Source organism: Streptomyces sp. ITFR-16 (genome assembly GCF_031844705.1).
GTDB lineage: Bacteria > Actinomycetota > Actinomycetes > Streptomycetales > Streptomycetaceae > Streptomyces.
Genome location: NZ_CP134609.1, coordinates 1,429,635 through 1,450,609 on the forward strand (window position 1 = coordinate 1,429,635; position 20,975 = coordinate 1,450,609).

Sequence of the window (20,975 nt, forward strand, 5' to 3'; positions counted from 1 at the left end):
CCTGACGCTACAGCCGAATGCGCGAAGATCACTCCCGCGGCCTGGCAGGCTGGAGCGGTGAAGCTCATCCCGCGTTCCCCGTTCGCGTCCCTCCTCGCCCTCCTCCTCGCCACCGCCGTGCTGTCCGGGTGCACGGACGCCGTCTCCGACACCTCCGCCGGCAAGGGGTCCGCCGGTGCGGGGCTGGACGATCCGGCGAAGAAGGACATCGCCATGCAACTGGTCTCCAGCGCGGAGAATTCCACCCTGGACTGGAAGGCCCAGTACAAGTACATCCAGGACATCGGCGACGGGCGCGGCTACACGGCGGGCATCATCGGCTTCTGCTCGGGGACCGGCGACATGCTGAGCGTGGTCGAGCGGTACGCGAAGTCCCGGCCAGGCAATCCGCTGGAGCGGTTCCTGCCCGCCCTGCGCGAGGTGAAGGGCAGCGACGCGCACACGGGTCTCGGCCGCCCGTTCACCGAGGCCTGGGCGAAGGCGGCCGGCGACCAGGCGTTCCGGGCCGCCCAGGACGCGGAGCGGGACCGGTCCTACTTCGATCCGGCGGTGCGCCAGGGCAAGCAGGACGGGCTGGGCGCGCTGGGCCAGTTCATCTACTACGACGCCTATGTGATGCACGGCGGGGGCGACGCGGAGGGCAACGTCGGCTTCCGTACGATCCGCCGCCAGGCGCTCGCCGAGGCCGACCCGCCCGCGGAGGGCGGCGACGAGGGGGCCTATCTCGACGCCTTCCTCGACGCCCGGGTCGCCGCGCTCCGCCTGGAGCCCTCGCACAGCGACACCAGCAGGGTCGAGACCGCCCAGCGGGTGTTCGTGCGCGAGGGCAGGTTCGGCCTGGAGACCCCGCTGCGCTGGAAGGTGTACGGCGACAGCTACGAGATCAAGGGCTCCTGAGGCCTGTTGCGAAAGAGCCGGCCACAGCCGTTCGCCGCTGGCCGCGACCTGCGCTGCCGCTTCGCGGCGGACGGTGAGCGGCCCCGGCGGCGAGTCCGCCGCCGGACGGTCGTAGCCCGCACCGGGAGCCGCGGTCCGGGCCGGCGGGTCGTCGCCGCGACCGCTCCGGCCCCCGTACCGACCAGCAGCCCGCACGGGCGTCCGGGTGCCGCGCCTATGCCCGCCGTTCCGCCTCCCACGAGGCATCCACGGGGACGTTCCAGCCCCGCAGCATGGACAGGATCTCCGCACGTGTCCTGGGACCGGCGAACCGGAAGGCGCGATCGAGCACTTCCCTGCTCTTCATCAGGGGTTCCACGAAGGTGAAGTACGCCGTCTCCACGAGTTCGCCCCCCGGACTCTCCTCGAGGCCCTCGATGAAATCGAAGCAGCGCCCGAGGAATTCCTCGTCCGCCACGTCCATCTCGGCGGACTCCATTCCGGGCTGGAACAGCGGATAGGCAAGGACTTCGGAAAGCAGCGTCCCGGGGTGGGTGTTGACCTGGTCCCAGTGGGTCACCTGGGATGCCCGCCTGCCGTGCCGCCGGGCCGCCGTCTCAAGGTACGGCTCCACTTCCGGCAGCAGCCGGACGAGCTGCCCGACCAGGTTCCCGGAGGAAATTCCCTGCATGTGTCCGTACTCCTTCGTCTCGCGCAAAATACCGCACGCCTTGCCGTCGAGCAGGGCCGGAAGCCCCCTGTCCGTCGTGATCACAGCCGGTCCGGGCCGACAACCGCCTCAAGCGCCACCGAGCCGTCACCACCGGTACGACAGACTCTCCGTCCGCCGCAACGGACCCTGGCGACCCGGCCCTGGCGGGACCCCGCCGCTCAACTCGCCTGCGTCGAAGGGGTGTACGACGGTCGTTCGACTCTGATAGGAAAGCTTCCTAACAGAACACCGGAACGACGAACTCCCTTGGAGGACAGGTGCACGCTCCCCACAAGCGCACCGCACGTCGCACCACCCGGTCCGTGCGCGTCGCGCTCGTCGCGCTCGGACTGACCCTCACGGCGGTGCCCGCCACCGCCTTCGCCGGCACCACCCCCGCCCCCGCGGCGGCTCACCACCAGGAGGCGGCCGCGACCGGTCTCGACGATCCGGCGAAGAAGGACATCGCCATGCAGCTGGTCTCCAGCGCGGAGAACTCCTCGCTGGACTGGAAGGCGCAGTACGGCTACATCGAGGACATCGGCGACGGCCGCGGCTACACCGCGGGCATCATCGGCTTCTGTTCCGGCACCGGCGACATGCTCGACCTGGTGGAGCTGTACACCCAGCGCAAGCCGGACAACGTGCTCGCCGGGTATCTGCCGGCCCTGCGCGAGGTGGACGGCAGCGACTCGCACGACGGTCTGGACCCGGGCTTCCAGGACGCCTGGGAGACGGCGGCCCAGGACCCGGACTTCCAGCAGGCGCAGAACGACGAGCGCGACCGGGTGTACTTCGACCCGGCCGTGAGCCGGGGCAAGAGCGACGGACTGGGCACACTCGGCCAGTTCGCGTACTACGACGCCATCGTGATGCACGGCGACGGCGGCGACAGCACGAGCTTCGGGTCCATCCGGCAGCGCGCCCTGGCGAAGGCGAAGCCGCCGGCCCAGGGCGGTGACGAGGTGGCCTACCTCGACGCGTTCCTGGACGCGCGGGTCTGGGCCATGCAGCAGGAGGAGGCCCACTCGGACACCAGCCGGGTCGACACCGCGCAGCGGGTCTTCCTGCGGAACGGCAATCTGAACCTGGACCCGCCGCTCGACTGGAAGGTGTACGGCGACAGCTTCCACATCGGCTGACCCGGCGCACACCGCCGCGGCGCGTACGGCTCGGTGCCGTACGCGCCGCGGCGCGGTGCTGGTCCGTCAGTGCACGCCGGCCGTTGCCGTCTTGACCGTCTTCTGTGCGACGGACTCCGCGTCGGGTTCGGCGTCCGGCTCGGCGTCCGGCCGCTTGCCGAGGTGGTTGAAGGCCAGGTTGAGGACGATCGCCACGACGCAGCCGGTGGAGATCCCCGAGTCCAGGACGACGAGCAGGTCCTTGGGGAAGGCGTGGTAGAACTCCGGCGCCGCGATCGGGATCAGCCCGATCCCTACGGCGGCGGCCACGATCAGCGCGTTCTCGCCCTTCTCCAGCGCGGCGCCGGCCAGGGTCTGGATGCCGCTGGCCGCGACCGAGCCGAAGAGCACGATGCCCGCGCCGCCGAGCACCGGCAGCGGGACCAGCGCGATGACGGACGCGGCCACCGGGAACAGCCCGAGCAGGATGAGGATGCCGCCGCCCGCGGCGACGACGAAGCGGCTGCGGACCTTGGTCATCGCGACCAGCCCGATGTTCTGGGCGAAGGCACTGCACATGAAGCCGTTGAACAGCGGGCTGATGGCGCTGCCCAGGGTGTCGGCGCGCAGCCCGCCCTCGATGGTCCGCTCGTCGGCCGGCCGGTCGACGATCCTGCCCAGGGCCAGCATGTCGGCGGTCGACTCGGTCATGCAGACCAGCATGACGATGCACATGGAGACGATCGCGGCGATCTCGAACTGCGGCGCCCCGAAGTGGAACGGGGTGGGGAAGCCGATCGCGTCGGCGTCCTTGATGGCACCGAAGTCGGTGATGCCGACGGGAATCGCGACGAGGGTGCCGACCACCAGGCCGAGCAGGATCGCGATCTGCTGGAGGAAGCCGCGCAGCAGCTTGCGCAGCGCGAGGACGACGACCAGGGTCACCGCCGCCATGGTGATGTTGGTGGTGGAGCCGTAGTCGTCGGCCGTCGCGTTGCCGCCCTGGGACCAGTTGAAGGCCACCGGCAGCAGCGAGACACCGATCAGGGTGATGACCGTGCCGGTCACGACGGGCGGGAAGAAGCGGACCAGTTTGCAGAAGTACGGGGCGAGGACGAAGCCGAGGAGGCTGGCGACGATGATCGCGCCGAAGATCACGGCGATGCCGTCGTGCCCCCGGTCCTTGCCGATCGCCACCATCGGGGTCACCCCGGCGAACGAGACGCCGTTGACGAACGGCAGCCGGGCGCCTATCCGCCAGAAGCCGAGCGTCTGGAGCAGGGTGGCTATGCCCGCGGTGAACAGGCTCGCCCCCATCAGGAAGGCGGTCTCCTTGGGCGTGAGGCCGACGGCGGGCCCCACGATCATGGGCGGAGCCACCACGCCCGCGTACATCGCGGCCACGTGCTGGAGGCCGCTGGTGAACATCTTCAGTGGGGGGAGCGTCTCGTCGACCGGATGCCTGCGGTCGGACGGGGCCGTGTCCGGCTCACCGTCGGGGGCGGGTGCTGCACTTGCGTCGTTGCGAAACCTGGGCGTAGCTGCCACGGCGGTTCCTCCGGTCGGGTACACGTCTGCGGCGACGTGGGTGTCAGGGAGGTGGTGCCGGGGCCGGTCCACCGGACCGGGCCCCGTGTGGTGCGTTGATGCAGGTGGGGCAGGTCGTGCAGCTGGTGCGGGCAGCTCGGGTCACCGGGACGGAAGGCGCGCACGTCTGAGTACGCGCCTCCCGTACCGGTTGCCGCGGACCCCGCTCGGGTCCGCGGCGGCCGGTCGAGGGCCGTCCCCCTCGGCCGGCCGGTATCGGGGGGTGCCGGGGTGTCAGGCTCCGGCGGCGATCTGCGCGAGGCGGCGGGCCTCGTCGCGGGTGGCGCGGGCGATGGCGTCCTCGTCCACGGTGGTCAGGTGGTTGTCCTCGACGACCGGCCTGCCGTTGACGAGCGACAGGGTGACGGGGGCGGCGGCGCCGAAGACCAGGGCGGTGACCGGGTCGGCGATGGAGGCGTGCGCGAGGGTGTCCAGCTTCCAGAGCACCAGGTCGGCGAGCTTGCCGGGCTCCAGGGAGCCGATCTGGGCGGCGCGGCCGAGGACCTGGGCGCCGCCGTACGTACCCAGCCGCAGGGCCTGACGGGCGTTCAGGGCGCGTTCGCGGTGCGGGCCGAGGCGGTTGATGAGGAGGGCGTTGCGCAGCTCGGTGTGGAGTTCGCCGGACTCGTTGGAGGCGGTGCCGTCGACGCCGAGGCCGACCGGGACGCCCGCGGCGAGCATGTCCGGGACCCGGGCGATGCCGGCGGCCAGCCGGGCGTTGGAGGACGGGCAGTGGGCGACGCCGGTGCCGGTGCGGGCGAAGGCGGCGATGTCGGAGTCGTTCATGTGGACGCAGTGCGCCATCCACACGTCGTCGCCGAGCCAGCCGGTCGACTCGAAGTAGTCGGTCGGGCCCATGCCGAACAGCTCGTGGCAGAACTTCTCCTCCTCCACGGTCTCCGAGCCGTGGGTGTGCAGCCGGACGCCCTTGCGCCGGGCCAGCTCCGCGCCCTGGCGCATGAGTTCGGTGGAGACGGAGAAGGGCGAACAGGGGGCGACGGCGACCTGGGTCATCGCGTCGAAGGAGGCGTCGTGGTGTGCGTCGACGGTCGCCTCGGTTGCGGCGAGGGCGCCCTCCAGGGTCTCCACCGCGAAGTCCGGCGGCAGCCCGCCGTCCTTCTCGCTGCGGTCCATGGACCCGCGGGCGAGGGTGAAGCGTACGCCCATGTCGCGGGCGGCGCCGATGATGGCGCCGGACAGGTCGCCGGATCCCTGCGGATAGACGTAGTGGTGGTCCATCGCGGTGGTGACACCGCCGCGCGCCATCATGGCGAGCGAGCCCTGCGCGGCGGCGCGGGCCATCGGCTCGTCGATGCGCGCCCACGTCGGGTACAGCGCGACCAGCCACTCGAAGAGGTTGTGGTCGGTGGCCAGACCGCGGGTGATCCACTGGTAGAAGTGGTGGTGCGTGTTGATCAGGCCGGGCGTGACGAGGTGCCCGGTTGCGTCGATCCGGCGTACGACGTTCTCCAGGCCCTCCGGTGCCCGGCCGGCGCCGACGGACTCGATGCGGTTGCCCGCGACGACGACATGGCCCGAGGCGTACTCGGTGTCGTCGGCGTCGACGGTCGCGATCGAGCAGTTCTCGATGACGATGCGTTCCACTCGGTCGGGGGCTGCCGATGCTGCCATGGTGCTTCCTTCTCTCATCAGCGATGTGGGCACGGCAGGACCCTAGGAGGATTTGAGTGCCACGGCCGTGCGGCTGTGGGTGCCGAGATGGTGGAAGAACAGGTTGAGCAGGACCGCGACGAGCGCTCCGGCGCTGATGCCGGAGCCCAGGACGGTCTGCGCCCAGGACGGGAAGTCCGCGTAGAAGCCGGGCGCGGCGAGCGGGATGATGCCCGCGCCGAGGGCCACGGCGACCAGGATGATGTTGGAACTGTCGTCGAGCCCGGCCTCGGAGAGCGTACGGATGCCGCTGACGGCGATCGAGCCGAACAGCACGATGCCGGCGCCGCCGAGCACGGGCATCGGGACGAGCGAGACGACCGCGCCGAGCACCGGGAACAGTCCGAGCACCAGCAGCGCGCCGCCGGCGGCGGCCACGACGTAGCGGCTGCGGACCTTGGTCAGGGAGACGACTCCGACGTTCTGCGCGAAGGCGCTCGTCGGGAAGCCGCCGAAGACCGGGCCGAGGAGGGTGGCGAGGCCGTCGGTGCGCAGTCCGCGGGTGATGGTGCGTCCGTCGGTGCGCCGGTCGCAGATCTCACCGACGGCCAGCATGCCGGCGGCGGACTCGGTCATCAGGACGAGCATCACGATGCACAGCGAGAGGATGGCGGCGGGCCGGAACTCGGGCGCGCCGAAGGCGAAGGGGCTGGGCAGCGCGGCGAGCGGCGCGTCCTGGAGCGCGGAGAAGTCGGCGAGGCCGAAGGGTACGGCGGCCAGCGTGCCGATCAACAGGCCCATGAGCAGGGCGACCTGGCGCAGGAAGCCGCGCCCGAACCGCTGGATGAGCAGGATCACGACGAGGGTGAAGGCGGCCAGCGCGAGGTACTTCATCTGGCCGAAGTCGGCGGCCGTCTTGTCGCCGCCCTGGGCCCAGGAGACCGGGACCGGCATCAGGGTGACGCCGATGAGGGTGATGACGACGCCGGTGACCAGCGGCGGGAAGAAGCGCAGGAGTCTGCCGAAGAACGGCCCGACGGCCAGGCAGAACACTCCGGCGACGAGCACCGCCCCGTAGATGGCGGGCAGTTGGTGGCCGGGGGCGCTGGTCTCCGCGATGGCGAGCATAGGGGCGATGCCGGCGGACGAGGCGGCGTTGACGAACGGCAGCCGGTTGCCGGCGAATCCGGCGATCCCCAGCGTCTGCAGGACGGTGGCGCAGCCCGCGATCAGCAGACTCGCGGCGATCAGCCGGGTCATGCCCGCCTGGTCGAGGCCGACGGCCTGGCCGATGATGAGCGGAGGGGTGACGACGCCCGCGTACATGGCGGCGATGTGCTGGAGCGCGGCGGGCAGCAGCCGCGAGGGGGCGAGCTTCTCGTCCACCGGATGGACCGAGCACTCCGGTGGGGTGGGACACGGGCCTTCTGCTTCTGCGGGCCCAGGTGCAGGCGTTGCCATGGGATTTCCCTCCGGCCCGGCCGGCCCCCGTCCGCTGTGGACGGACGGGAGCCGGCGCGGCGCCGCGTCAGAGGTTGGTCATGTCGACCGGGATCTGCGGCTCGACGCCGTCGCGCAGCACGGTGGCCTCGATGAGCCCGTACGGACGGTCGGCCGCGAAGTAGACCTCGTTGTCGTTCTTGAGGCCGAACGGCTCCAGGTCCACCAGGAAATGGTGGTTGTTCGGCAGCGAGAAGCGGATCTCGTCGACCTCGCTGCGGCTGTTGATGATGCGCGAACCCATCTGGTACAGGGTCTGCTGGAGCGAGAGGGAGTACGTCTCGGCGAAGGCCTGGAGCATGTGCTTGCGCGCCTGCTCGTAGGACTTCTCCCAGTTCGGCATCCGCTGCTCGTCGCTGGTCCAGTTGTAGCGCCAGCGGGCGGAGACGTCGGTGGCCAGGATGCGGTCGTACGCCTCCTTGAGCGTCGTGTACTTGTCCTTGACGTAGCCCCAGAACTCGGAGTTGGTCGAGTTCATCACGGTGAGGTCCTTGAGACCGGAGATGACCTGCCAGGTGTCGCCGTCGAAGGTGATCTGGGTGGTGCGGATCTCCTGGTTCTTGCGCACGAAGGAGTGCTTGACCTCGTCGGACCCGATGAAGCGCGAGTTCCCGTCGGAGGTGGCGATGCGCTCCCAGGCGTACTCCTCGATGCGGATCCGCGCGGTGTGGATCGGCTCCTGCGACGTCACGAAGTGACGGGCGAGGTGGATGCCGAACTGCTCGGCGGACTCGATGCCGTGCTCCTTGGCGAAGGCGTACACCGTGTTCTTGGTGGTGTCCGTGGGCAGCACGTTGGCGTTGGAGCCGGAGTAGTGGACGTCGTCCATGTCGCCGGACAGGGCGACCGAGACGTTCAGGTCCTTGATGTGATGGGTGTCGCCGTCCCGCGTGATCTTGACGACGCGGTTCTCTGCTTTGCCGTACTGGTTCTGGCCGAGAATCGTGGGCATGTGTCTGCTAGCTCCCTCGGTATACGGAGTAGCCGAACGGGTTGAGCAGCAGCGGTACGTGATAGTGCTCGCCCGGGGTGACGGCGAATGTGATCGCCACCTCCGGGAAGAACGCGCCGCTGTCCCTTACGCGGGGGGCGTCCTGCTGCGCCTCGGCTTGCTTCTTCGCTGTGAAGTACGGCTCGGTCTCGAAGTCGAGCCGTACGTGGGTGGTGCCTTCCGGCAGGGCCGGCAGGTCCTTGCAGCGCCCGTCCGCGTCGGTCGCGGAACCGCCGAGCGTCACCCAGGGCGCGTCCCCGCCCGAGCGGGCGGCGAGCGAGACGGCGACGGCTGCGGCGGGGCGGCCGATGCTGGTGTCCAGGATGTGGGTGGACACCGATGCGGTGGCGAAGGTGCTCAAGACCTTCACTCTCCTTCTGTTACGCGTCTTCCGTGACGAGGCGGGTGAGGCGGATGCGGTTGATCTTGCCCAGTTCGGTGCGCACGATCTCGCGCTCCTGCTCGGGCGAGTTCCCGATGCGGGACTTCACCGCGTCGCGCATCTGCTCGCCGGTGGCCCCGGTGGCGCAGATCAGGAAGACATGTCCGAACCGCTCCTGGTAGGCCAGGTTGAGTTCGAGCATCTCGGCCTTGAGCTCCTCGGTGGCCCCGGCCATCCCGCGCTGTTCGCGGGAGGAGGTCGGGTCCCCGGGCTTCGGGCGGCCGATCGGCGGGTGACCGGCCATGGCCTCGGCGAGGTCCCCCGCGTCGAGGGCCGCCGTGGCGGTGTCGCTCGCGGAGAGCAGGGCTTCCGCGGTGGCGTACGGGCGCCGGGAGAGGATCGCTCTTCCCCAGGCCGCACTGGCACAGACCTCGTGCAGTGCGGCGGACGCCTCGTGGTCCGCCAGGGTGTTGAACCGGGCGAGGCCCGGCGTGGAGCTCGAAGTCACGGGAGCCTCCGTGGCTGTTCTTCGCTGTGCGTTGGTCGGGCTGCGGATAGCTAACGCCCTCCACAACACCACGTCAACACTTTGTTGAAATTACGTTCATGTAAAAGGCCGTCGCCCGGGGGTCCGGACGACGGCCTGATCGATCATGTGTCGTTCACCTGTCTGCGAGCGCCCAACTAGTCGCTCTTGGTGCCGTTCTCGCGGTTCAGATAGTTGTAGACGGTGAAGCGGCTGACGCCCAGGGCGCCCGCCACCGTCTCCACCCCGTGGCGTACGGAGAAGGCACCGCGTGCCTCCAGCAGCCGCACGGCCTCCTGCTTGGTCTTGCGGTCCAGCTCGGCGAGCGGCTTGCCGTGCCGGCGCTCCATCGCGGCCAGGATGTGGTCCAGCGAGTCGGAGAGCTGCGGCAGCCGCACCGCTATGACGTCCTCGCCCTCCCAGGCGAGCACGACGTCGTCGGCCTGCGCCTCGCCGGGCCCGAGCAGCTCGGCGCCCATGGCGTCGACGAGGGGCTTGACCGCGGCGACGAGGGGGTGGTCCACGGGCCCGGTCACTTCGGGTCCTCTCCGATGACGTTGACCTGGAGCGAGACCCGGGTGGCACCCGATGCCAGCGTGCGGCGCAGCAGGGCGTCCACCGCGGTCAGCACCTCGTCGGCGCCGCCTTCCGCCGTGTTTCCGAAGGGACCGACGTCCACCGCGTCCAGCGCGGCCGACTGGATGACCTCACGGGCCACGACCGCGTGGGCCGGTGCCTCGTCGAGATCGAAGGGCTCGGTGGTGAACTCGACTCTCAGGCGCACGGTGCCTCCATGATGCGTTGCACCGCGTCCGGGGCGACCCGCGGCTCGGGCACGACCCTAACGGAAGGAGGCCCCCGCTCACGGCTGGAGCGGCAGTACGCAGACGGCGGCCGGCGCCTCGAAGGGCGACCCCGCGGACTCCAGGGCGCCGCTCTCCCCGTCGACCCGGAAGACCGTGACGGTGCCGGACTTCTGGTTGGCCGCGAAGAGCAGGCCCCCGTCCGGCGAGAAGGCGGTGTGCCGGGGGAAATCGCCGCCCACCGGGACGGTGTCCAGCAGCCGCAGCGCGGCACCGCCGTCCTCGACCGCGTACCGGGTGAGGCTGTTGTGCCCCCGGTTGGCGAGATAGGCGAAACGGCCGTCCCCGGTGACGAGGAACTGGGCGGGGTAGCTGGTGCCGCTCCCCGTTCCGGTGGACTGCGGGGCGCCCGGGGTGAGCACACCGGTGGCGGGGTCGTAGCCGCAGACGACGGCCGTGTTGTCGAGCTCGCAGGCGAGGTAGGCATGCCGGCCATCGGGGTGGAAGGTGAGGTGGCGCGGCCCCGCGCCCGGCCGCAGGGCGGCGTACGAGAGCTGCTCCAGGGTGCCGTGCTCCTCGTCGAGCCGGTAGGTGTACACCGTGTCGTTGCCCAGGTCGACGGCGAGCACGTGGCCGCCGTCGGGGGCGGTGACGATCTGGTGGGCGTGCGGACCGTCCTGGCCGGGGCCGGGGGCGGGCGCGCCGTGGGCGACCAGGTCCGTGCGCTCCCCCACCGACCCGTCGGCGTTCAGCGGGTGCACCGCGACGCTGCCGGAGGTGTAGTTGGCGCTGAACAGCCACTTCCCGCCCGGATGCACCGAGAGGTGGCAGGGCCCCGCGCCGCCGGTGTCCCGGGCGCCGAGCACCTCGAAGGTCCCGTCCTCGGCGAGGGCGACCGCGGTGACTGCGCCGTTCTGCTGCTCGTCCACGGCGTACAGGGTGCCGCCGGAGGGGTGCAGCGCGAGGTACGAGGGGTCCGGGACGCCGGTGACGACGGTACGGGCGGCGATGGCACCGGTCCCGGGGTCGTACGAGGCGACGCCGATGCCGGTGCCGCCCGGGCTGGTCGAGGTGTAGGTGCCGAGGAACAGCGCGCCGGCCGCCCGGGCCCGGCCGGCGGCGGGCTGCGGCCGGGCGGGGCGGCGTCCCGCGTCGGAGGGGTCGCCGGGCAGTCGGGGGGCCGCGGCGAGCGCGCCGCCCGCGAGAAGTGCTCCGAGAAGGGTGCGGCGGCTGGTGGGGGATGTCATGCGAGGCACCTCGTGGGGTCGGCTGCGTCGGATGTGTCAGTCACAGTGGCCTTACCCGGCGGCCGACGCAAGAGGCGCACCGGTCATTGCGCAGGGCGCAACGAGGAGCGGGCTCCACGGGGTCAGCCGCCGGACTGGATGTCGCCGCGGGTGGACGAGGTGATCGCGTCCCGGTGGGCGAAGTCCCCCGGCGGGATCCCCGGGTGGTGGCCGCCCTCGACCGGTTCGACCGCGGCGGCCGGGCCGAGGGCCAGCCGGGAGACGATCCGGTAGCGGTCGCCCCGGTAGAGCGAGTGCACGTACTCCACCGGGCTGCCGGTGGAGTCCGAGGTCAGCCGCTCGAAGAGCAGGGCCGGGGAGAGCTCGGGGACGTCCAGGAGGCGAGCCTCGGCGCGGGTGACCACGGTCGGCTCGATCGCCTGGACCGCCTCGTGGACATGCACGTCGTGGCGCTCGCGCAGATGCTCGTAGAGATCGCCGTCCTCCAGCTCCTGGGCGGACAGCCCCGGCACCAGCTCGGCCCTGATGTGCAGGTGCTCGATCGCCATCGGGGCGCCGTCGACCAGCCGCAGCCGGGCCACGTAGACGATGTCCGCGGCCGGTGACATGCGCAGCTTGCGGCCGACCCGGGCGCCGGCCTGGAGGGTGGTGAACTCCAGCAGCCGGCTCGACCAGGCCCCGGCCGCCTGCGGGACCGAGAGGGCGAGGTCGGCCGAGATCAGCTCCTGGGTGATCTTCTCGGGTGCGACGAACATCCCGCGGCCGTGCTGGCGCACCAGCAGTCCGGCGGCCACCAGCTCGTCGATCGCGGCCCGCAGGGTGGGCCGGGAGACGCCGAGCGTGGCGCAGAGGGAACGCTCCGAGGGGATGGCGTCACCCGGGCGGCGCGACTCGATCAGCTCCAGGACCGCGTCGCGGGCCCGTTCCCGTTTGAGCACCGTCCCCGGTGCGTCGGCGTCCATGCGATGCCCCTCCTGACCCGTCTCTCATTGACCAGTTGACCAACCAGTCGTACCAACTCGGCCACTGGTCAGATGGATTGTAACCGGTGTTGCCGAAATCCTCGCAGGCCGGATTTCCGTGAGATCCCCAGAACCCTTTGCTACCAAGGGGCTTGACGGTCCCATTGGTCTATGCCACCTTCATCCACCATCAAGAGGTGAGCTGTCCAGTGGGCTTCACTGGTCAGGTGGTCAGGTCTTGTTCTCCAGAGGTGAACCGTGAAGTACCGCTTGCTTGCCGGTGGGTCCGCGCTCGTGATGGCCGCCGTTCTCAGTGCCTGCAGCTCGTCCTCCGACTCCGCCGGGCCGTCCGGTGACGGGCGGACGGACATCGATGTGTGGCTGATGCGCGACAGCGTCTCCGCCCAGTTCCAGAAGGAGTTCGTGAAGGGCTTCGAGGACCAGCACCCCGACATCCGGGTCCGGGTCCAGATCCAGGAGTGGGACGGCATCGGCGAGAAGATCACCGCCGCGCTGGCCAGCAACGACGCGCCGGACGTCATCGAGAGCGGCAACACCCAGGTCGCGCAGTTCGCCCAGAGCGGCGGGCTGCTCGGCCTCAGCGACAAGGTCGACGAGCTGAACGGCAAGGACTGGCTCAAGGGCCTGGCCGAACCCGGGGCGTACGAGGGCAAGCAGTACGGCGTCCCGTACTACGCGGCCAACCGCGTCGTCATCTACCGCACCGACCTGTTCGAGAAGGCCGGGGTGGACGCGTCCGCGATCAAGACGCGCGAGCAGTGGCTCGCCGCCACCGAGAAGCTCAACAAGGGCGGTACGCAGGGCATCTACCTGCCGGGGCAGATGTGGTACGCGCTGGCCGGCTTCGTCTGGGACGAGGGCGGCGACCTCGCGACCGAGTCCGGCGGGAAGTGGAAGGGCGCCCTGGACACCCCGGAGGCGCTGCGCGGGATGAAGTTCTACGAACAGCTCCAGGCGCTCGGCAAGGGGCCCAAGGACTCCGACGAGGACGACCCGCCGCAGGCCGATGTGATGGCCCAGGGCAAGGCCGCGCAGGTGATCTCCACCCCCGGCGGCGCCAATGTCATCGCCGAGAAGAACGCGGATCTCAAGGGCAAGCTCGGCTTCTTCCCGATCCCGGGCAAGACCGCGGACACCCCGGGCGCCGTCTTCACCGGCGGCTCCGACCTGGTGATCCCGACGGCCTCCGGCCACCAGGAGGCGGCACTCACCTTCGTCAAGGAACTCACGGGTGACGCCTGGCAGAAGAAGCTGGCCGTGGCCATGAGCTATGTGCCGAACCGGACGACGCTGGCCTCGGCGGTGGCCGGCGATCCGGGCGCGGCGGCGATGGCGGTCGGCGCGGCCAACGGCCATGCCACGCCCAACACGCCCGGCTGGGCCGCCGTCGAGGCGGAGAACCCGATCAAGGACTACATGGCCGCCGTCCTGACCGGGGGCGACCCGGCGAAGGAGGCCGCCAAGGCGTCCGCCGACATCACTCGGGCCATGAACACCGCGTCCTGATCTCCCCGCTCCCCGCCCGCCCCACCACCGAGAGGAGGCGCGCCGTGTCGGTCATCCGGGAACGGACCGCACCCCCCAGACCCCGGCTCCGGCCGGCACCGCGCACCCCCGTGTCCCCGCGCGGGAGGCGGTCCGGAGAACCGCGCGGCCCCTGGCCGTACGTCCTGATCGCCCCCGCCGTCGGCGGCATGCTCTATCTGCTGCTCTACCCGCTGTTGCGGGCCGTACTGATCTCCCTCCAGGACTTCCGGCTGCGCCAGCTGATCATGGGCGACGCGGAGTTCGTCGGACTGCGCAACTACCGCACGCTGCTGTCCGATCCGCGGTTCTGGGAGGTGGTCCGGCGGACCTTCCTGTTCATGGCGGTCAACGTCGTCCTGATCATGGTGATCGCGACGCTGGTCGCCCTGATGACCGAGCGGCTCGGCCGGTTCGGGCGCGGGGTGGTCCTCAGCGCCCTGGTGCTGGCCTGGGCCATGCCGGTGATCGCGGCCACCACGGTCTTCCAGTGGCTGTTCCACTCCGAGTTCGGCATCGTCAACCGGCTGCTGACCGAGGCGGGCTTCACCTCGTTCGACCGCTATCCGTGGTTCGCGCACGGCACTGCGGCCTTCTCGATCCTGGTGCTGCTGATCGTGTGGCAGTCGGTGCCGTTCGCGGCGATCACCCTGTACTCGGCGCTCACCACCGTCCCCGCCGAGCTGTACGAGTCGGCCCGGCTGGACGGGGCGAGCGGCGCGCGGATCTTCCGCTCGGTCACCTTCCCGATGCTCCGGCCGATCTTCATGCTGGTCTTCTCGCTCGAAGTGATCTGGACGTTCAAGGCGTTCGTCCAGATCTGGGTGATGACCCGCGGCGGCCCGGGGGACGCCACGACGATCCTGCCCGTGTACGCGGTGCAGACCGCGCTCGCCGGCCAGCGCTACGACCTGGGTTCGGCCGCCTCGATGGTCACGGTGGTCCTGATGTCCGGGGTGCTCGTCCTCTACTTCCGCCAGATGCTCCGTCAGGAGGACGAATCCCGATGACCCTGCTGCGTCCGAGGCTGCGGCGGATCCCGCTGAACGCCGCCGCCGTACTGACCGTCCTGGTCTGTCTGTTCCCCGTCTACTGGATGATCTCGACCGCGTTCAAGCCGTCCCGGGACATCCAGTCCACCGATCCGAAGCTCTTCCCGCACACCTGGACGCTCGACCACTTCCGCACCGCCGTGCAGGCCGACGGCTTCGGTCTCTTCTGGCGCAACAGCATCCTGGTCACGCTGAGCGCGGTCCTGCTGGCCCTGCTCGTCGCCATCGGTTCGGCGTACGCGGTGGCCCGGATGCGGTGGAAGGGCCGGCGGCAGTTCATGCTCATGGTCTTCATCGCGCAGATGGCGCCCTGGGAGTCGCTGATCATCCCGATCTACATCATCTCCCGCGACACCGACATGCTCGACCGGCTGCCGACGCTCACCCTCGTCTACTTCATGATCACGCTGCCGTTCACGATCGTGGTGCTGAGGGGCTTCATCGGGACGATCCCGCCGGAGCTGGAAGAGGCCGCGCAGGTCGACGGATGCACCAGGACCGGGGCCTTCCGGCGGGTGGCGCTGCCGCTGCTCGCGCCGGGGCTGATGGCGACCTCGCTGTTCGGCTACATCACCGCATGGAACGAGTTCGCGTACGCCAACTTCCTGATCATCAAGCACCAGGACAGCCGCACCCTGCCGGTCTGGCTGTCCTCCTTCCAGAACACCTTCGGCACCGACTGGGGCGCCACGATGGCCGCCTCGACGCTCTTCGCCCTGCCCGCGCTGGTGGTCTTCCTGCTGCTCCAGCGCCATGTCACCTCCGGCTTCGCGGCCGGTGCCGTCAAAGGCTGACACCCCGGTTCCCGTCCGGCCGCAGATCCGAATCCGGAGGCCCCCCGTGCCCGCACCACGCCCCGAACACACCCTCGTCCCCCGCCCGGCCAAGGTCTCGTCCCGCCCCGGCAGCTTCACCCTCGACCCGGACACCGGGATCCGGGCCTACCCGGGCGCGGAAGGCGCCGCCGACCTGCTGCGCACCCTGCTCAGCCCCGCCACCGGACTCCCGCTAGCCCCCTCCGCCACCGGCCGGATCGTGCTGGCGCTCGACCCCCAGCTGGGCGGTCTCGGGGAGGAGGGGTACGGACTCACCGTCGGCCCGGACACCGTGCTGCTGCGGGCAGCCCGGCCGGCGGGCCTGCTGTGCGGCGTCCAGACGATCCGTCAGCTGCTGCCCGCCGAGGTGCTCTCGGGCCCGGCGCGGCGGGACGGGCCGTGGACGCTGCCGTGCGTGGAGATCAGCGACGTACCCGCGCACGCCTGGCGGGGCACGATGCTCGACGTCGCCCGGCACTTCCAGCCGGTCTCGTATCTGCGCCGGTACGTGGACCTGATGGCGCTGCACAAGCTGAACACGCTCCACCTCCATCTCACCGACGACCAGGGCTGGCGGATGCCCGTCGCCGCCTATCCGAGGCTGACCGGGATCGGCGGCCACCGCACGCAGTCGATGTCCGGTCCGCCGGGCGGCGCCCCCGAGACGTACGACGGAATTCCGCACTCGGGGGCGTACACCCGGCAGGAACTGCGCGACCTGGTGCGTTACGCGGCGGCGCGCGGGGTGCGGGTGGTGCCCGAGATCGAGATGCCCGGCCATGCGCGCGCCGCCCTGGCCGCCCACCCCGAGCTGGGCAACGACCCCTCGCGCCGGCTGGGCGTGTGGACCCGCTGGGGCGTGTGCGACAACGTGTTCGGCGTCCACGAGGAGGTCTTCGACTTCTGCCGGACGGTACTGGAGGAGGTCATGGACGTCTTCCCGTCGCCGTACATCCACATCGGCGGCGAGGAGTGCCCGACCATCGAGTGGGAGAACAGCCCGGCCGCCCGGGAGCGGGCCGCCGCCGAGGGGCTGCCCGATGCCCGGGCGCTGCACGGCTGGTTCATGGGCCGGGTCGGGTCGTTCCTGGTGGAGCGGGGCCGGCGGCCGGTCGGCTGGGCGGAGACCGGCACCGAACTCCCCCTCGACTTCACGGTGATGACCTGGCGCGACCCGGCGCACGCCCGCGCCGCCGCCCGCCGCGGCCACCAGGTGATCGCCACGCACCACCGGGCCACCTACCTCGACTACCCACAGACCGCCGACCCCGCAGAACCGGCGTCGCAGCCCGGCCCGCCGGTCGATCTGCGCACGGTGCACGGCCGCCGGCCGCTGACGGACGGCTGGGACCCGGCCGAGGCCGCCCGGCTGCTCGGCACCCAGGCCCAGCTGTGGACCGAGTACGCGAGCACGCCGGAGCGGATCGAGTATCTGACCTTCCCCCGGCTGTGCGCGCTGGCGGACCGGGCCTGGTCCGGCGGCGGCCGCGACTGGCACGGGTTCCTGGCCCGCCTCGGCGGCCACACGGCCCGGCTCGACGCGCTCGGCGTCCCCTACCGCCCCCTGAATCCCCGGCCGCTGACGGCCGCTTCCCCAGGAACAGCGCCATCCGCGTAACCATCCAGTCCCCCACGACCGTTCCGGAGAGGAACAGGCTCATGAAGTCACTCGCGAAGAGCCGCATCCGTGCGGCGGCGGCAGCCGCCGCCACCGTGGCCCTCGGCTGTACGGCGCTCGCCGCCGTCCCGTCCACGGCGAGCGCCGCCGACGGCTCGCTCGCCGTGCAGTACCGCACCGGCGCAGCCGGGGCCACGGCCGATCAGAGCGAGCCCTGGCTGAAGGTGCGCAACACCGGCAGCGGGGCCGTCCAGCTCAGCGACGTCAAGGTCCGCTACTACTTCAAGGGCGAGGCGGCGGGCGACGCCTACCGGTTCGCCTGCTCCTGGGCGGTGAAGGGCTGCGCGAACATCACCGGGACGTTCGGCTCGCTCGCCTCGCCGACCGCCACCGCCGACCGCTATCTGGAGATCGGCTTCACCTCCGGCGCGGGAACGCTCGCGCCGGGTGCCGACACGGGCGACATGCAACTGCGCTTCTACCGGTCGAACTGGCAGCCCCTGGTGCAGAGCGACGACTACTCCTTCGGCGCCGGCGCGACCGCGTACGGCGACTGGACGAAGGTGACGGCGCAGCTCGGCGGGGCCACGGTCTGGGGCGAGGCCCCGGCGGGCAACGACCCGACCGATCCCACCGACCCGACGGACCCGACCGACCCCACCGATCCGCCGGAGGGCGCGCCCACGCTGTTCGACGACTTCAACTACAGCGGCCACACCGACCCGCAGATCGCGGCCCACGGCTGGAGTGTCCGCTCCAACGCCGGCGGTCCCGGGGTGCCGGGGGCGACCTGGGCGCCGGAGAACGTCACGTTCGCCACACAGAGCGGCAACTCCGTGATGAACCTGGAGACTTCGACGGCGGGCAGCGGTGAGTCGACGAAGCAGACCGAGATCCTGACCCAGTCCATGAAGTTCCGCAACGGCACCTACGCGGCGCGGGTGAAGTTCAACGACGCGCCGAAGTCGGGGCCGGACGGCGACCACCTCGTGCAGACGTTCTTCACCATCAACGACCTCAAGGCGCCGATGGCGGACGACTACGCGGAGTACGACTTCGAGTACCTGCCGAACGGCGGCTGGGGCGAGAGCGGCAACATCCTGTACACGACCTCGTGGGAGACCTACCGGCCCGACCCCTGGGAGGCGGTCAACGCGCACACCGAGTCCCGGCAGAGCTACGCGGGCTGGCACGACCTGGTCGTGACCATCGACAACAGCGCGATCACCTACTACATCGACGGCCAGCTGTTCGGCACGCACGGGGCGGCCTATCTGCCCGAGCGGGGCATGTCGATCAACTTCAACCAGTGGCTGATCGACCTGGCCGGGCAGACCGGCACCACGCCCCGGTCGTACGACCAGCAGGTGGACTACGTCCTGCATGTGAAGGACCAGGTCCTCACCCCGGCCCAGGTCAACGCCCGGGTGAGCGCCTACCGCGCGGCGGGGACCACCTTCCAGGACACGGTGCCGGCCGGGTGACCCGGTAGGAGGCACCACAAGCGGGGCGGAGGGCCAGGGGGCCTCCGCCCCGCTTCCGTGTGCCTTCCGTGCGCCTTCCGTGCGCCCGGAATCCGTACGCGCGCCGCCCCGGCCCGCCCCGACCGGCCCGAATTCCGGGCACCCCCTTGACATCGCCCCCACCCCCCGGGCAATCTTCCGTTAAGCAGAAACTAACTTCCGCAATACGGAAGGAGCGCCGCAACCCTCATGGGCTACCCGGACCAGCGCTTCGATGTGAACCTTTCGATCCTCTTCACGGAACTCCCGCTCCTGGAGCGACCCGCGGCAGCCGCCGCGGCCGGCTTCACGGCGGTCGAGCTGTGGTGGCCGTGGATCGAGACCCCCACCCCCGACCAGGCCGAGCTCGACGCGCTCAAGAAGGCGCTCGACGATGCCGGCACCCAGCTGGTGGGGCTGAACTTCTACGCCGGACAGCTGCCCGGCCCCGACCGCGGCGCGCTCTCCGTGCCCGGCACGGAGTCGGACCGCTTCCGGGCCAATATCGACGTGGCGGCCGACTTCGCCGCCTCGGTCGGCTGCAAGGCGCTCAACGCGCTGTACGGCAACCGGGTCGACGGCGTCGACCCCGCCGAGCAGGACGCCCTCGCCCTGGAGAACCTGGTCACCGCCGCCCGCGCGGCCGACCGGATCGGGGCGGTCCTGCTGATCGAGACCCTGAACGCGCCGGAGTCCCCGCGCTACCCGCTGGTGAGCGCACCGGCCGGGATCGAGGTCGTCGACCGGGTCAACGCGGCGACGGGCCTCGGCAACGCGAAGTTCCTCCTGGACCTGTACCACCTGTCGATGAACGGCGAGGACCTCAGCCAGGTCATCACCGCGTACGCCGACAGGACCGGTCACGTCCAGATCGCCGACAACCCGGGCCGCGGCGCGCCCGGCACCGGCTCGCTCCCGCTGGAGCAGCTCCTCGACGAGCTGGCGAAGGCCGGTTACGAGGGCTGGGTCGGCCTGGAGTACAAGCCGGGCGACCGGCCGAGCGCCGAGTCCTTCGAGTGGCTCCCGGCCACCGCGCGGGCCGCCCGCTGACGGCGGACCGTCACTCGCACACACGTTTATCGGAAGGCACCCTCATGAGCAACAACCTCCCCAAGGTTGCGTGGATCGGGCTCGGCATCATGGGCTCGCCCATGTCCGAGAACCTGATCAAGGCCGGTTACGACGTCACCGGTTACACCCTGGAGCAGGACAAGGTCGACCGGCTGGCCGCGGCCGGCGGCACCGGCGCGGGCTCGATCGCCGAGGCGGTCGAGGACGCGGACGTGGTCATCACGATGGTGCCCGCCTCCCCGCAGGTCGAGGCGATCGCGTACGGCCCCGAGGGCATCCTGGAGAACGCGAAGCGCGGCGCGCTGCTGATCGACATGTCCTCGATCACCCCGCAGACCTCCGTGGACCTCGCGAAGAACGCCGCCGAGAAGGGCATCCGGGTCCTGGACGCCCCCGTCTCCGGCGGCGAGGCGGGCGCGATCGAGGCCGTGCTGTCCATCATGGTCGGCGGCGAGCAGGCGGACTTCGACGCCGCGCGGCCGCTGCTGGAGGCACTCGGCAAGACCATCGTGCTCTGCGGCCCGCACGGCTCCGGCCAGACGGTGAAGGCCGCGAACCAGCTGATCGTGGCGGTCAATATCCAGGCCTGCGCCGAGGCCGTGGTCTTCCTGGAGAAGTCCGGGGTCGACCTCGCCGCCGCGCTCGACGTCCTCAACGGCGGACTGGCCGGCTCGACCGTGCTGACCCGCAAGAAGGACAACTTCCTCAACCGGGACTTCGCCCCGGGCTTCCGGATCGACCTGCACCACAAGGACATGGGCATCGTCACGGACGCCGCCCGCAATGTCGGTGCCGCGCTGCCCGTCGGCGGTGTGGTCGCCCAGCTCGTCGCCTCGCTGCGCGCACAGGGCGACGGCGGCCTGGACCACTCTGCGCTGCTGCGCTCGGTCGAGCGCCTCTCCGGCCGGCCCGTCCAGGGCTGACCCCCCAGACTTCCGGGCGGCGCAGGCGCTGACACCTGTCCTGTCGCGCCCAGGCGCCGGCGCCGCCCGGAACACCTCCCGCCACCCTCTCCTCCAAGAATTTCAACAAACTGTTGACGTCGGGTTCGGGG

At 70.9% G+C, this 20,975-nt stretch carries 20 protein-coding genes; 9 read left to right on the forward strand and 11 right to left on the reverse strand.

The genetic code is table 11. The features are described 5' to 3' along the window. Window positions 1–57 precede the first annotated feature (57 nt). A complete protein-coding gene (locus RLT58_RS06330) occupies window positions 58–897 on the forward strand; it encodes a chitosanase (protein WP_311309403.1) in 840 nt (279 codons plus the stop codon). 214 nt (window positions 898–1,111) lie between these two features. On the opposite strand, the gene RLT58_RS06335 is transcribed toward RLT58_RS06330, so the two are convergent. After that, on the reverse strand, window positions 1,112–1,651 hold the full coding sequence (locus tag RLT58_RS06335) for a hypothetical protein (protein ID WP_311309404.1): 540 nt from the start codon (window positions 1,649–1,651) through the stop codon (window positions 1,112–1,114). Between the two features lie 215 nt (window positions 1,652–1,866). Here RLT58_RS06335 and RLT58_RS06340 point away from each other — a divergent pair, with 215 nt between their 5' ends. Further along, on the forward strand, window positions 1,867–2,730 hold the full coding sequence (locus RLT58_RS06340; RefSeq protein WP_311309405.1) for a chitosanase: 864 nt from the start codon (window positions 1,867–1,869) through the stop codon (window positions 2,728–2,730). A gap of 66 nt (window positions 2,731–2,796) precedes the next feature. On the opposite strand, the gene RLT58_RS06345 is transcribed toward RLT58_RS06340, so the two are convergent. The 10 genes from RLT58_RS06345 to RLT58_RS06390 all read right to left on the reverse strand — a co-directional run bounded on the left by RLT58_RS06345 (window position 2,797) and on the right by RLT58_RS06390 (window position 12,318). Continuing rightward, window positions 2,797–4,257 (reverse strand): nucleobase:cation symporter-2 family protein, encoded by a 1,461-nt coding sequence (locus tag RLT58_RS06345; RefSeq protein ID WP_311309406.1) that lies wholly within the window; start codon window positions 4,255–4,257, stop codon window positions 2,797–2,799. 273 nt (window positions 4,258–4,530) lie between these two features. Further along, window positions 4,531–5,928 (reverse strand): 8-oxoguanine deaminase, encoded by a 1,398-nt coding sequence (locus tag RLT58_RS06350; RefSeq protein WP_311309407.1) that lies wholly within the window; start codon window positions 5,926–5,928, stop codon window positions 4,531–4,533. Window positions 5,929–5,970: 42 nt separating this feature from the next. Beyond that, window positions 5,971–7,368 (reverse strand): nucleobase:cation symporter-2 family protein, encoded by a 1,398-nt coding sequence (locus RLT58_RS06355; RefSeq protein ID WP_311309408.1) that lies wholly within the window; start codon window positions 7,366–7,368, stop codon window positions 5,971–5,973. Window positions 7,369–7,435: 67 nt separating this feature from the next. Continuing rightward, window positions 7,436–8,359 carry a factor-independent urate hydroxylase gene (gene pucL / locus RLT58_RS06360; RefSeq protein ID WP_311309409.1) on the reverse strand — a complete coding sequence of 308 codons (924 nt, stop codon included), beginning with the start codon at window positions 8,357–8,359 and terminating at the stop codon, window positions 7,436–7,438. Window positions 8,360–8,366: 7 nt separating this feature from the next. Next, window positions 8,367–8,759 carry a hydroxyisourate hydrolase gene (gene uraH / locus RLT58_RS06365; RefSeq protein ID WP_311309410.1) on the reverse strand — a complete coding sequence of 131 codons (393 nt, stop codon included), beginning with the start codon at window positions 8,757–8,759 and terminating at the stop codon, window positions 8,367–8,369. A 19-nt stretch (window positions 8,760–8,778) separates the two neighbouring features. Next, window positions 8,779–9,288, reverse strand: a complete 510-nt coding sequence (uraD, locus tag RLT58_RS06370; RefSeq protein WP_311309411.1) for a 2-oxo-4-hydroxy-4-carboxy-5-ureidoimidazoline decarboxylase — start codon at window positions 9,286–9,288, stop codon at window positions 8,779–8,781. A gap of 176 nt (window positions 9,289–9,464) precedes the next feature. Further along, window positions 9,465–9,842 carry a helix-turn-helix domain-containing protein gene (locus tag RLT58_RS06375; RefSeq protein WP_311309412.1) on the reverse strand — a complete coding sequence of 126 codons (378 nt, stop codon included), beginning with the start codon at window positions 9,840–9,842 and terminating at the stop codon, window positions 9,465–9,467. Further along, window positions 9,839–10,090, reverse strand: coding sequence for a YkoF family thiamine-binding protein (locus RLT58_RS06380; RefSeq protein ID WP_311309413.1), 252 nt, complete (start codon window positions 10,088–10,090; stop codon window positions 9,839–9,841). The genes RLT58_RS06375 and RLT58_RS06380 overlap by 4 nt, the downstream gene beginning before the upstream one ends. A gap of 78 nt (window positions 10,091–10,168) precedes the next feature. Continuing rightward, entirely contained in the window at window positions 10,169–11,356 is a 1,188-nt protein-coding gene (locus RLT58_RS06385; protein WP_311309414.1) for a lactonase family protein, read from the reverse strand. 122 nt (window positions 11,357–11,478) lie between these two features. Then, complete coding sequence (locus RLT58_RS06390) at window positions 11,479–12,318, reverse strand: GntR family transcriptional regulator (protein ID WP_311309415.1); 840 nt, start codon at window positions 12,316–12,318, stop codon at window positions 11,479–11,481. 258 nt (window positions 12,319–12,576) lie between these two features. On the opposite strand from RLT58_RS06390, the gene RLT58_RS06395 reads away from it, so the two are divergent. The 7 genes from RLT58_RS06395 to RLT58_RS06425 all read left to right on the forward strand — a co-directional run bounded on the left by RLT58_RS06395 (window position 12,577) and on the right by RLT58_RS06425 (window position 20,844). Next, entirely contained in the window at window positions 12,577–13,845 is a 1,269-nt protein-coding gene (locus RLT58_RS06395) for an extracellular solute-binding protein (RefSeq protein WP_311309416.1), read from the forward strand. Between the two features lie 44 nt (window positions 13,846–13,889). Next, entirely contained in the window at window positions 13,890–14,873 is a 984-nt protein-coding gene (locus tag RLT58_RS06400) for a carbohydrate ABC transporter permease (RefSeq protein WP_311309417.1), read from the forward strand. Then, window positions 14,870–15,709: a carbohydrate ABC transporter permease gene (locus RLT58_RS06405; RefSeq protein WP_311309418.1), complete on the forward strand. Its 840-nt coding sequence runs from the start codon at window positions 14,870–14,872 to the stop codon at window positions 15,707–15,709. Before RLT58_RS06400 ends, RLT58_RS06405 begins: the two co-directional genes overlap by 4 nt. 46 nt (window positions 15,710–15,755) lie before the next feature. Next, the gene (locus RLT58_RS06410; protein WP_311309419.1) at window positions 15,756–17,348 is read left to right on the forward strand and encodes a beta-N-acetylhexosaminidase; all 1,593 of its coding nucleotides are present in this window, start codon (window positions 15,756–15,758) and stop codon (window positions 17,346–17,348) included. Between the two features lie 41 nt (window positions 17,349–17,389). Continuing rightward, a complete protein-coding gene (locus tag RLT58_RS06415) occupies window positions 17,390–18,832 on the forward strand; it encodes a cellulose binding domain-containing protein (protein ID WP_311309420.1) in 1,443 nt (480 codons plus the stop codon). A 228-nt stretch (window positions 18,833–19,060) separates the two neighbouring features. Further along, on the forward strand, window positions 19,061–19,900 hold the full coding sequence (locus RLT58_RS06420) for a TIM barrel protein (RefSeq protein ID WP_311309421.1): 840 nt from the start codon (window positions 19,061–19,063) through the stop codon (window positions 19,898–19,900). Window positions 19,901–19,944: 44 nt separating this feature from the next. Further along, window positions 19,945–20,844 (forward strand): 2-hydroxy-3-oxopropionate reductase, encoded by a 900-nt coding sequence (locus RLT58_RS06425; protein ID WP_311309422.1) that lies wholly within the window; start codon window positions 19,945–19,947, stop codon window positions 20,842–20,844. Window positions 20,845–20,975: the final 131 nt, after the last annotated feature.